The 11,732-nt window shown below is 55.1% G+C and carries 10 protein-coding genes; 3 read left to right on the top strand and 7 right to left on the bottom strand.

The features are described from left to right. Window positions 1–38 precede the first annotated feature (38 nt). Window positions 39–1,169 carry a succinyl-diaminopimelate desuccinylase gene (gene dapE / locus JIF53_RS05060; RefSeq protein ID WP_199451979.1) on the top strand — a complete coding sequence of 377 codons (1,131 nt, stop codon included), beginning with the start codon at window positions 39–41 and terminating at the stop codon, window positions 1,167–1,169. Window positions 1,170–1,203: 34 nt separating this feature from the next. Here dapE and JIF53_RS05055 read toward each other — a convergent pair whose 3' ends face one another. After that, window positions 1,204–1,422: a SlyX family protein gene (locus JIF53_RS05055; RefSeq protein ID WP_011786014.1), complete on the bottom strand. Its 219-nt coding sequence runs from the start codon at window positions 1,420–1,422 to the stop codon at window positions 1,204–1,206. Between the two features lie 168 nt (window positions 1,423–1,590). Here JIF53_RS05055 and JIF53_RS19635 point away from each other — a divergent pair, with 168 nt between their 5' ends. After that, window positions 1,591–2,130 (top strand): cold-shock protein, encoded by a 540-nt coding sequence (locus JIF53_RS19635; protein ID WP_199451978.1) that lies wholly within the window; start codon window positions 1,591–1,593, stop codon window positions 2,128–2,130. Window positions 2,131–2,206: 76 nt separating this feature from the next. Here JIF53_RS19635 and JIF53_RS05045 read toward each other — a convergent pair whose 3' ends face one another. The 3 genes from JIF53_RS05045 to JIF53_RS05035 form a co-directional block, all read right to left on the bottom strand. Next, window positions 2,207–2,581: a hypothetical protein gene (locus JIF53_RS05045; protein WP_011786016.1), complete on the bottom strand. Its 375-nt coding sequence runs from the start codon at window positions 2,579–2,581 to the stop codon at window positions 2,207–2,209. Continuing rightward, entirely contained in the window at window positions 2,553–3,956 is a 1,404-nt protein-coding gene (locus JIF53_RS05040) for a hypothetical protein (RefSeq protein WP_199451977.1), read from the bottom strand. The genes JIF53_RS05045 and JIF53_RS05040 overlap by 29 nt, the downstream gene beginning before the upstream one ends. Window positions 3,957–4,089: 133 nt before the next feature. Then, window positions 4,090–5,001 (bottom strand): DUF1853 family protein, encoded by a 912-nt coding sequence (locus tag JIF53_RS05035; protein ID WP_199451976.1) that lies wholly within the window; start codon window positions 4,999–5,001, stop codon window positions 4,090–4,092. Window positions 5,002–5,065: 64 nt separating this feature from the next. On the opposite strand from JIF53_RS05035, the gene JIF53_RS05030 reads away from it, so the two are divergent. After that, window positions 5,066–5,506 (top strand): VOC family protein, encoded by a 441-nt coding sequence (locus JIF53_RS05030; protein ID WP_153741598.1) that lies wholly within the window; start codon window positions 5,066–5,068, stop codon window positions 5,504–5,506. Between the two features lie 63 nt (window positions 5,507–5,569). Here JIF53_RS05030 and JIF53_RS05025 read toward each other — a convergent pair whose 3' ends face one another. The 3 genes from JIF53_RS05025 to tssI form a co-directional block, all read right to left on the bottom strand. Beyond that, on the bottom strand, window positions 5,570–6,646 hold the full coding sequence (locus JIF53_RS05025; RefSeq protein WP_153741599.1) for a hypothetical protein: 1,077 nt from the start codon (window positions 6,644–6,646) through the stop codon (window positions 5,570–5,572). Further along, window positions 6,643–10,155 (bottom strand): toxin VasX, encoded by a 3,513-nt coding sequence (locus JIF53_RS05020; RefSeq protein ID WP_199451975.1) that lies wholly within the window; start codon window positions 10,153–10,155, stop codon window positions 6,643–6,645. Before JIF53_RS05020 ends, JIF53_RS05025 begins: the two co-directional genes overlap by 4 nt. Then, the coding region (tssI, locus tag JIF53_RS05015; RefSeq protein WP_228285473.1) for a type VI secretion system tip protein TssI/VgrG at window positions 10,152–11,732 on the bottom strand (1,581 nt) is incomplete at its 5' end. The genes tssI and JIF53_RS05020, both read right to left, overlap by 4 nt.

Raw genomic sequence — 11,732 nt, 5'->3', positions numbered from 1 at the left:
TATTCCCTCTACTCTTTCCTTATCGAACAGGTTTCCCTATGTCGCTCTCCCCCACCCTGGAACTTGCCAAGGACCTTATCCGCCGCCAATCCGTAACGCCGGACGACGCGGGCTGCCAGGAACTCATGATGTCACGCCTGGCGCCGCTGGGTTTCAGTGGGGAAAACCTGCGCTTTGGCGAAACCGACAACCTGTGGGCAAGAAAGGGCAACAATGGGCCGGTTCTGGCATTTGCCGGCCACACCGATGTGGTACCCACCGGCCCCGAGAAAAACTGGGCGCACCCGCCGTTTGACCCGATCATCAAGGACGGCTACCTGCACGGTCGGGGCGCAGCGGACATGAAGGGAAGCCTGGCGGCCTTCATCACCGCCTGTGAACGATTTGTGGCTAACCACCCGAATCATCGGGGCTCGATTGCCCTGCTGATCACCAGCGATGAGGAAGGCCCGGCCCAGGATGGCACCGTAAAAGTGGTGGAAACCCTCGAAGCCCGCAATGAGAAAATGGACTGGTGCCTGATTGGCGAACCGTCCAGCACCCACCAGTTAGGGGATGTCATCAAGAATGGCCGGCGCGGCTCCCTTCACGGATACCTCACCGTTCGCGGCGTTCAGGGCCACGTGGCCTACCCGCATCTGGCCGAGAATGCCGTCCACAACGTTGCACCGGCACTGGACGCGTTGGCCAAGGAATTCTGGGACAACGGCAACGACTTCTTCCCGCCTACCACCTTCCAGATAACTCGTGTCGAGGCCGGCGTCGGCAGCAATATTGTGCCCGGGGAGTGCCTGGTGCACTTCAACTTCCGTTACTGCACCGAGAACACCGCGGAAAGCCTGGAAGAGAGAGTGGTCGCTATCCTGGACCGGCACAACCTGAAATACGATCTGCAATGGCACCTCAGTGGCCGGCCATTCCTGACCGACAAAGGCGCGCTGGTATCGGCCGCACAGAATGCCATTCGAACCGTGACTGGCCGTGAGACAGAACTGTCTACGTCCGGCGGCACCTCAGACGGTCGCTTCATTGCGCCCACCGGTGCCCAGGTGGTCGAACTTGGCCCGATCAACGCCACCATTCACAAGGTGGACGAGTGTGTGAAGGCTGAGGACCTGGACACACTATCCGAGATCTACGAACAGATTCTGGTCGAGCTGCTGGCATAAAGAATCGAACCAGAGGCTCACAATGAGCCTCTGATCAATAATGCGGCGGGGGTGTTTCCTCTTCTTCCCGCCGGATATTGGACGGCGAGATATCCTTGAGTTGCTTGTGCAGCATTTTCTTGGCGTCCCACAGTTCCCGAATGTCCATCTCCTGCTTGGCGACCTGATCACTCAACGTGTTGATCAGCTCATCCTGGAACGCAAGTCGCATTTCCAGTTCTGCCAGTCGTTCTTCCAGGGAGTTTTTGCTCATGAGGTTTGGTCAGCCCTTTCTGTAATCTGGTATCATGCCGCCTTTTACCGCCTGCGCCCGGGATAATCAGTTTTCCCGGGGTTGGCGGCGTTCACCGGCCAGACATGCCATGTTACCCGATGTCCGGCTTTTTATCGTCAGTGTTAAACCATGGAGAATAACCAACCAATGCGTAATCCAGCCAAAGCGATCCTTGTTGCCATTCTGATCGCGATTCCGGCACCGTTTGTACTCGGCCTTCTGCTTACCACCACTCCGGAACCCCTGAAAATCCTGGCGTTGGGCCAGGGCCTGGAAGCTCTGGGCAGCCAGGGTGGCGTAGCGGCCTATCTGTTCGCGTTTGTTGTCTTTGCCGTTGCCGCCTTTGTTGCGATTGCACTCGCCGGCAAGCAATCTGCCGCGCAGAACTCAACCGCTCGCAAAGCAGCACCTCGCAGTTCCCAGCCCAGCAATCAGTATGACGACGACGAAGACGATTTTGACGACAGCACTCCGGAAGGTAACGAGGAAGGCACCGTCAAGTGGTTCAACGTCAAGAAAGGCTTCGGCTTTATCGTTCGTGACAGTGGCGACGAGATCTTTGTGCACTTCCGCGCCATCCGTGGCCGTGGTCGTCGCGTGCTTCGCCAGGGCCAACTGGTGCGCTTCAACGTGGTTGAGGCAGACAAAGGCCTGCAGGCAGACAACGTGTCTATCCTGAGCGACTGAGACAGCTCCCGCACGCGCCAATAAAAAAGCAGCCTCTCGGGGCTGCTTTTTTGTTTCAAACCGAAAACCTTGGCTGTCAGTTCCAGACCACCAACTGCTCGCCGCGATGATCCAGCCGCCACCACTTATCGTCCTCCACCGGGTCCCCTTCTTTCCAGTCTCCCGGGCTGCAGCGGATTTCAGTATCCATTGCCCGCCAGGCACTGCGGGCGCAATCCAGGTCGCTGTTCCAGGGCAGCTCATCGCCTTCCATCACCAGTGAAGTGAAACGCTTGCCGAAAGCGCCCGGATACAGCGTGATGCGCACCCGCGCGCCGCTATATCTGGCCATGCCCTTCACCACCGAACTGACGTCGGTATCGTCCAGCTGTAATTCGTCCAGTTGGCCTTCCAGCCAGTTGGAGACCGCGGCCGGTTCAAGGTCACGAATGTAGATTTCCAGATCCTGCACCCAAGGATTCTCCCTGCAGTTGTTCGCAATGTCGCACATAGTGAACCGGCCCGGGCCTCGCTGCAACCCATCGCTCCAGTTCCTCGCGCAGATCGTCCACCAGCAATCGTCGGAGCGTGCCGGCCCGCTTGCGCTCGTGCCAGAGAACATCGGCCGCCGCTTGTTCAATCATCAGGACCTCCGCCTTCTGCTCCGGGAGATGGCAATCTTCTCCCCGCGCCAGTGCAACCAGAGACTGCCGGTGCCACACATCTTTTTCGCCTTCCAGTGCCGCTGCCGACACCGAGCCACGACTGGCAAACAAATCCAGCCGGGCGGCGGCTCGCCGTACCCACTGCAGCATGCCACCAGGAGTGCTGACACAGCTGCTTTGTCGGGAAGCCGCATATTCGAGAGCCGCCTGGGAAACCTGGATATTCCAACGCTTTTCGATTGCCGGTTGGTGTGCCGTGAGTACCGCCCTACGCTGACGGACGCTCACCGGAGGCAGCTCCAGAACCTCGGGTTCACGGCCCAACAACTGCCCCAACCGAACGACACCGCTGGAATCCGTTATCGAATCACGACCAATCAGCAGGATTGGCCCAGACCAGCCGGAAACCAGATCCCGGATCAGGCCCAGCGGCTCGGCTATCAACGTCAGCAAATCGGCGGGGCTGACATTGTCCAATACCAGCGCAGGCCAATGCTCAGAGGACGAATCACCTGACGGTAAAACCGGTTGATCGCAGGCCAGCACTTCGGACTCCCGGCGAGGATCAACCTGAACCCAGGCCAGGCCGGGAGTGCTCAGGAGCGAGTGCAGCCAGGCCGACTTGCCGGCCCCCCTGGGGCCCCGAACCCAAATCAATGCTTCGGGATTGGCCGCCAGGGCAACCGCAACATCTTCCGCCAACGCAAGCCATTCTGGTTCCGCAATCGATACCGGCGCAACGAAACGGGCATCGGAGGTGGGCACAGGCACGTCATGTGCCGAGGGCCAGCACGTCACAAGCTCGAGTACAGCCACATAGGCTTTATCCTGAAGCCGCTCACACTGGGACGTCAGGGCTTTCAGAAGCACCGGCCAATCAAGCCAGGGGGCCTCGGCCGACTCGCGGGCGGAGGCAATCCAATAGATCAACTGGGAGGACAGGTCACCGTCTCCGACCACCTCGGTCACGATGGGCTGCTCACCCTGAATGGTGCGAACGAGTTCGTCCAGATCAATACTCTGGCGTTGCAAAAACGGGGGAATCGCGGGGATGGCATCGAGCAATGCCAGCAGAAAATCTTCGGCAGTAATCACAGAACCGCCCCGGCGCCCAACATTTTCTCGGGCCATCAACAGCGCGGTCTGACACTCCGGAGACAGACATCCTTGCCAATCTTCCATCGGGGCATCTCCTTCCTTGGCTTACGGGCATCGTCCTGATGCCACCTGAACAGCCCGGAATTCTAGAACCGTGTCACGAATGTGACAACGACCAACGCCCGTTTCTGTGAACCGAACAGCCCCTACAATGGTCTTAGGCGCCCGCACCCGGCCACTGAGGCGGCATAACGAACACCCGACTGGCCTCTACCCAGCGATCGGATTCCGGCCGCCTGTTCAAAACGGCAAACATCTGGGGGATCCCGGCGCTCTCCACCCGATCAAGCGCCGCCCTCGCCAATGCTGTATCCGGCGCAGCCGATTGAGCCCAGGGGCCGATCCAGTCCGGCTTGAACAGGGGCACCCAGCCAGAGATATTCTCCTGCCGGGCCTGATCAAGCCTCATCCAGTAACCTTTCAGATGCTCCCTCGGCACCTGTGCCGGCGCTTCAGGCAGCGTTTGAGCAACCGGATAGAACAGATAGCCTGGCATGAAAATTCGTGGCGTTACCGTTTCGCAGACACCAACACTGGCCAGCAAGCCCTGGGTTTCTGGTCGCTGGCACAAGCGGCTTTGGTGATTCAGCAGGCGCTCAGTCTTCAGATCCAGCCGATCCCGGGCATTGGGTCCGTGCCATCGGACCTGATTCGCCTCTGTTACGAAGCCGAGATAGAACTTGATGGCAATTTCGTGGTGCTCCATTTGGCCGGAGCACCGGTTGCGAATCAGAAAATCCAGCTCACCCAGCGTTCGCCCCTCGGCTTGAACCTGCTGATTCTGCAGTACAATGTCCCAACCCAACAGATCCCGCAGTAACACCTCGTACAGGCGCTCGAAATAGTGACCAAGCCGACGCTCCGGCGTTTCCGTCAACAGCGCAGGCAGGGTATCAGGGTTCCGCTCCCACCGTTTCAACGTCTCCAGGAATTCCGGGGGCAGATGGGCGGCAGGATCGAAACTGAGCTCATGCTTTAACAGCTGAGGCGACAGACACAACCAGGCCAGATGCCGGACCACCGGCACCTCAAACGCCAGCAACGTCTCGGTAATCTCGTTTTTAGTCATAGCCGAAGAATACCGTAAACTGTGGGGTATACAATTCAGAACCTGGCCAGCCAAGGAGAACCTTATGCAATACCTGCACACCATGATCCGGGTGAGCAACCTGGACGACACGCTGCACTTCTTCTGCGATTTGCTGGGCATGGTAGAAATCAGTCGTAAGAGCAACGAAAAAGGTCGCTTCACCTTGGTGTTCCTCGCCGCCCCGGACGATGAAGCCCGGGCCCGGGAAGACAAGGCGCCCATGATCGAACTGACCTACAACTGGGACCCAGAGGAATACACCGGCGGCCGCAACTTTGGCCATATGGCCTACCGCGTGGACGATATCTATGCCCTGTGCGAGAAACTTCAGGCCAGTGGCGTCACCATCAATCGCCCACCCCGGGATGGCCATATGGCGTTCATCAAGACGCCGGACGGGATTTCCATTGAGTTGCTGCAGAAAGGCGATGCGCTCCCAGCACGGGAGCCTTGGGCGAGTATGGAGAATGTGGGGAGTTGGTAAAGCAACTTCGATTCTGTAATGGCGACGGTTTTCGGTCCAGCCATTACAGAATCGAGCGTGTTATCAAATCGGCCATGCATCGGCCGGACGTAGCTTTCGGTACTCCGCCATCGAGATCTTGCCCAACTGCGGTGTAAGCCTACATTGGCGTTTATCCCATGGGTATTCCATCTGCCGCTTCAGCCATTCCTTGCCTTCCCCTTCCTTCCAGACTTCCAAATCCAGATCACGCCAGAAGCGAGGGTTGCGGTCGGTGCGCCGGTCATGCTCTGCGGTAACTGGGTCCAGATGTCTGAATGGTTCCAGCCTTGGCACATCCGGCAGGGGCTGAGAGGTATCCATGTAGCGTTGAAGCATGTCCCACAGCGCCATTACCTCTTCTTTCGTGGGCTCTACCCGGCTCAGGGACGTCTGGCTGAATTGTTTGGCGGTGTAGCGATGCACGAACATCAGGCGGTAGAAGATACCGCCGGCTTCAACGACGCGCTCCACGTAGGCATCATATTCCTCGAAGGGGGCTGTCAACTTTTTTCCGCCTGGCAAGGCAAAACTGACCTGACCGGTCTCTCGGCTGAAGTAGCTTTCACCCGCCTTATGACTTCTGTCCAAGAGCTTACCAAGAAATTTGTCGAACGGCCTCAGTAATAGAGCAACGCTGCCCATGACCACGGGCATAGTCTTTATCAGGATAAGAATCGAAAGTGGTAGCCAAACGACAACTCCAACTAACATTACCAGCATAAATACAATATCGTTGGCTTCAACGACCCATTGATACAACCAATAATAAAACCACCATGCACCACCAATCAAAATCAATCCACCCCATGCATAGGGTACGAATAATAGAACTGCTGAAAGGCCGAGAAACGCCTTGCCACTCAAGAAACGAATCTGACGATGATTCCACCACCAGTTACCGGACTGAAAAGCTTCTGGGTCAATCTTATCTTGGTTTTGAACTTCCCCAACATCATCGCTAATACGGTAATAGGGATCGATACCTGCGTAATCGCCAACAGGTTGTAAATCCTGACCAGCACGTTTTCTATTTTTTTTCGTAGCATCAGGAACAGGAGGAACCTTATCTCCCGATCCTCTCCAATTCTGATAGCTTCTTTTTTTATCATCGTTACTCAAAGTGCAACCTCTTTAATTATCCAATACGGAACCGGATCGTTATCGAACGGGTTCAGTACATTTTGTTTCTTACCTGGCAGTACAGCGTGATGCTTAGAATCGAACGGTTTGTATTCATCCAACGCCGGAGTCGGATACCGAAATTCCCCAATTTCACTTGTAATATACGCCTGCATCACAACTCTTAGGCTAATGGTTCGTCGTTCACGATATTCATACGTTTCGATTTCGCCTCCAACCAAGTTTCTTTCAACCAGAAAATGCACTGCATTTTGTTCAGGAACGGCGACCCAGCTTTTAATCCTCTTCAACGGAGTACTTTTGCTCAATCTGTAATTTTCCACATTCCACGCGTCGGTTTTTGATGTCTGAACAGTGCTGTGAGTATATTCTAATTCTTGAACACCGAGCCTTAAACTTGGATGTTGAACTCTCTCGCCTGTATTATCTTTTTTATGACCAACTTTATCGATTTTAAATCTACTAATTATCGGGGACTTAAGCGTTATTCTATAATCATTTCGGGAAGTCTCGTTATCCGAAAACATTCTCTTTTCACTATCACTTAGATTATCATAACGCTTAGCCGAAATACTTATAGGAGCGAATAAGGTAAGAAGTTGGGCATAGTAAAGGACATCATCATCTGGCAGCCCCGCATGACTTGGGCCAATGCCCAAAGGCCCTCTTTTCAGCACCTGCTCTATCTCACTATCAGTGGAAACAGCAGCATATATACTACCACCTAAAACCAACCCCAAACCCAACAAAGCCCACCCCCAACCAGGCACCAACAACATACCGGTCATTAATTTTGAAAATGCGAAAACACTACCACCGATTACTGCTAGTGCATGGCCTAAAGCGGCGTCCATATCTCCACGACTAACACTATTACGAACGTCCCAGGCGCTTACGGTCACCATAAAACTAGCCGCGAAGAAATTCACCAACGACATAGAACGTACAATAGTACTTGCGCCATCCTTCATGAGCTTTTGCTGAACTAAAGGGCCAAGCACTGGTATAGACCTCACCTCAAAAAGCGGCCTCAATATAACTTTCGAAACCAATTTACTTTCGGCGGGGGAATTAACCGCGTGAAGCTTCATCAATGCCGCGGAAAGATCTAATCCTGCACCCACAAATTTCGTAAGACCGTAGCCAACCTCTTCTGGCTTTGCTTGCTTCAAATTCAACATTTCGGAGACAACGTTAAATGCAGCTAACCCCACCAAAACCCGGGACAAGCCCGGCCCATCCGCAACAGCCTTAGCCTTATTAGCCCAATCAAATTTCCACGCACTGAACTTCACAGCTTCGGGATGATCAATCGGCAAGACAAACACCCAAGTGTGGGCAGCAGCTTTAACTACAGCGTCACCAACCTCATCCGCAAGCCTTGCCGGACTCGTTGACGCAACCTTTTTACCCGCCGCATCAACTCGATCAGCGAAAAGGTAGTCGTTACGCCTTGTCAACGCTTCACTCTGGAGGTCAGCATCGGTCAATCCAAACGAGAGGCCTTTTCCATGAACGCCGACAATGCTGTAACGCGTCGGGTCAACGGCATCCCTGCGCATCACTCTTAATTCACCACCAAGCTTCGGATCCGCAATATCAGCCGCTTCACTGACCGCGGTAAACACTCGATCCAGCCTGATAACCGTCAATTCGCCACTCTCACGTAACCGATCAGTAACCTTAAGAACAGCGCCACTCCAGCCACTAAGTGCAGTTTCAACCATCCCCGCAACGGTACCAGCAGAGCCAACAGAAACAGGAGAGGAGCTTTCATCATTCGTACCGGAATCAGCCTCCTCATGTTTTAGTTGCTGGGCAATCGTACTGATGGCTGATAAACCTAGCCCGTTCAAGTGCCGATCAGTGAGGGTTTCGCCCTGACGAGATAGTGCCCTTAACTGCGCCAGCAACGACCGTTCATCTTCTTCGCATTCCCCGTTAGCCAAAGCGTCAATCAGAGAACTCTTTTCCAGACCCAGCTTCAGGACACGAGACAGAGTAATTGGCTCTTCCACACCCTGCGCTCTAAATACACCAGGTAATTGCTGAAAAATATCCAGCAGGCCCGCATGAATAGAGAATGCCTCGCATGGCCCGAGCCCTCTATGATGGAGATAGTCACCGCAGACCAAATCAAATTCACCGCTAGCAACTAGCATTTCGAGCTTTGTTAGATGACCCTCTATGCTGTGAAGTATCGTTCGGCGTTCTGATTGCTCTAGGATTTTGTGGAGTTTGTCTTGATCTACTGCGGCCCGCAGCTTTCTAAGCTGACCAGCTGAGTCGGATGCATTCGGATCAAATACCGTCTGACGTATCAGCATTGCTGAATGAACCAGCGGTCTTTCCTGTATGGATACATCAAGAGCGTCAAGATAGTGAAGCGCCAATTGAAGCTGCGCCAACGAGTGGCGCAGCCTGAACAATAGATCCGGGATAGCTACGCAGACAACCCCCCTCTGCGAGCGGAGATGCTGCAAAAGATCTGCCCCTTGGGGGCAGGAGAGCTCAAGAATGTTCGCCACCTCACTCTCCTCACCGGCATCCACCGGATCTGGTGCGGTAGCCTCCAGTGCATGCTCGAGCGGGTTCTTCATCAATTGCTCAGTGTATTCAACAGGGTCTTTTACTTCGCTTCTCGAGGCCGCCCGCCGTGCTGACTCCCTTGCCTGCTTTTCATTACTCACCAATAGCTTGGCGAGCTTGCTGCACAGATCGTCTTCACTCGGCCCTTCAAAACTGAGCACAAAATCACTGGGATCTTCAATCATTAGTTCAATGCCCAGATCCCGATGCCTGAGTTCTGGAGCGTTCTCAACACGTGATGCAGGGAATCCGGTTTCAAAACTTAATGAATCAACTGATGTGGCCGCCCAGGCATGACCCACTCCAGTCGTCCTTGCATTACGAACTGCGTCATTCTCTTCAAGTTTCTGAATATAAGACCAGTCCCACTGGACTTCACTGTAGGCCATGCGGAAATCGTGCATCACCGCTTGTCCCTGGAGAAACACAGGAACAAGCACATCGTCCAACCACTGCCCCGCTGATGGGCGCACCATTCTCAAATCGGACTGAGGGTCGTTGACCTCCGCACGCGCTTCCTGAAGATCAACGTCACTAAATTGGGAGTTTTGATTGATCTCCAATTCTCGCCAGAGCTTGTCTTTGCAAAAAATGTAGAGAAATCCAGGGCGTAGCAATGCCACCCCTTTACCCTGATAGATTGGTGCACCGCGCCCTTGCTGTACCGGGAGGTTATCGGCGATCTCCGCCAGAGGTTTGATCCTCAAAAGAGTATTCTCTTGGTAATCCTCACGCTCAATATTGGATCTTGCATGCTTAAGAAGAGGAACAGAGATCTTGCCTCCATCACGCTTGGGGATCGTCAGCACCAGGTCTTTGGGATCTGTATCGTCGTAGTCCGCTCTTCTGAGAATTGAGCGATCCAGAGACTCATCTAAAAAATCCACCGTGTCCGTCATACCCTCTCCCCTCCATCGCTTCCTTTCACCGCCTCTACTGAATCCCGCTCCAAGTGCCCGCCAATCACATCAATAATCAGTTTTCGATCAGAGCCCGGTAACTGTTCAAATTCCGTTTGGTCGGGAGAGGCACCTTTACGCTGACTAACCATTGCCAGTTCAGGAGACTGCTGCATTGCTGCCCGATCTCTATCAAGCACTGCAGGCAGTTCCGGAGCAACTGTACTCTCCCCCGAACCACTCCCCGGGCTGCCCCCGGAATTGATCTTGATCCCCGGCCCACTCAAGGTCACGCCGCTGGGGTCCAGCTTGATAAAGCTTCCACCCCCGGAAATCGTCAGCTCTGCTCCGGCATCCAGAACCACTTTGGCACCGGCCTTGTGATGCACTTCGGTGCCGGCTTCCGAGGCCATGGTGCGGGCGGTTTTCTGATGGTAGGTGCCGCCCACGGTCTGGCTGCAATCTGCGCCAACGGACAGCCGGTTTTCGCCGTCGGTGGTGCAATGGTCCGCCGCTTTGATGTGGCTGAACTGGTGGTTCTCCACCGTCAGGTGGCTGTCGTTCTTGATGACTTCGGTGCGGTTGTTTTCCGTCAGCAGGTCCAGGTCTTTCTGGGCGTGCACGTAGATCTGTTCTTCACCGGCTTCGTCTTCAAAGCGCAGTTCGTTGCTGCCCTCACCCTTGTGGGTTTTGGTCTTCAGGGTGGTTCTTGTTTTGTGCTCCGGCAGCGCATAGGGCGGTGTGTTGGTGGCGTGATAAGTGCGGCCGGTGATGATGGGCTGGTCAGGGTCGCCGTCCAGGAAGCTGACGATGACCTCGTGGCCAATTCTGGGCAAGGCCATGAAGCCGTATTGGCCACCGGCCCAGCCCTGGGCCACGCGCAACCAGGCGCTTGAGTGTTCGTCGTTCTTCGAGTATCTATCCCACGGGAATCTTACTTTCACCCGGCCGTACTGGTCGCAGTGGATTTCTTCACCCTCGGGGCCGGTGACGAGGGCCATCTGGGGGCCGTCCATCACGGGTTTGTGGTTGCACAGCGGGCGCCAGGTTTTGTCGGCCGGAATGGCGCTGAAATCGTTGTGGTAGCTGGTGGGCTCGCTACCGCCCTCTTCTTCCAGGGCCTGGGGCTGTTTGCCGGTGTGGGTAATAGCGGTGAGCAGCCATTCCCGGTTCAGGGTCTGGCTGTCGTGGTCCTGCAGTTCCACTTTGGCGCCGGGGGTGAAGTCCGGGCGGTTGCTTTTGCCGTTGGCCATGGTGGCGTCGTTTCTAAGGGCATCCAGTTTGTTCTGGGTGAACGGCTGGCCGCTGGCGTCGGCTTTGTAGCGGCCGGGGTAGTCGTAGTGCTGGTAGTCTTCCCGGTGGTTCGCGTCGGCAGCGCTGTGTTCATGCATCAGGGCGTAGGCGGGGTTCTTGAAGGTGTAGTCCTTCATGGCCACAGTGGCGGCTTTGACCCGTTCTTCGTAGGCGAACTGGAACACGCAGGCCTGCTTTGTGCTGCCACCGGCTTTGGTGTTGCAGGTAACCGGGTCCAGTTTCGGGGCGTCGCCGTGGTGGTCGGCAAGAATCAGTGCCGGTTG

Origin of the sequence: Marinobacter sp. bablab_jr008 (assembly GCF_016464145.1) — a bacterium.
GTDB classification, from domain to species: Bacteria; Pseudomonadota; Gammaproteobacteria; order Pseudomonadales; family Oleiphilaceae; genus Marinobacter; species Marinobacter nauticus.
The sequence above is the reverse complement of the archived record's forward strand: the minus strand, read 5'-3'. Positions and strand labels throughout refer to the sequence as shown.

Bases quoted from the DNA above. Each gene is read 5' to 3' on its own strand.
- JIF53_RS05020 (WP_199451975.1), bottom strand. From the start codon at position 10,155: ATGACGGACACGGTGGATTTTTTAGATGAGTCTCTGGATCGCTCAATT.
- JIF53_RS05040 (WP_199451977.1), bottom strand. From the start codon at position 3,956: ATGGAAGATTGGCAAGGATGTCTGTCTCCGGAGTGTCAGACCGCGCTG.
- JIF53_RS19635 (WP_199451978.1), top strand. From the start codon at position 1,591: ATGCGTAATCCAGCCAAAGCGATCCTTGTTGCCATTCTGATCGCGATT.
- dapE (WP_199451979.1), top strand. From the start codon at position 39: ATGTCGCTCTCCCCCACCCTGGAACTTGCCAAGGACCTTATCCGCCGC.
- JIF53_RS05030 (WP_153741598.1), top strand. From the start codon at position 5,066: ATGCAATACCTGCACACCATGATCCGGGTGAGCAACCTGGACGACACG.
- JIF53_RS05035 (WP_199451976.1), bottom strand. From the start codon at position 5,001: ATGACTAAAAACGAGATTACCGAGACGTTGCTGGCGTTTGAGGTGCCG.
- JIF53_RS05055 (WP_011786014.1), bottom strand. From the start codon at position 1,422: ATGAGCAAAAACTCCCTGGAAGAACGACTGGCAGAACTGGAAATGCGA.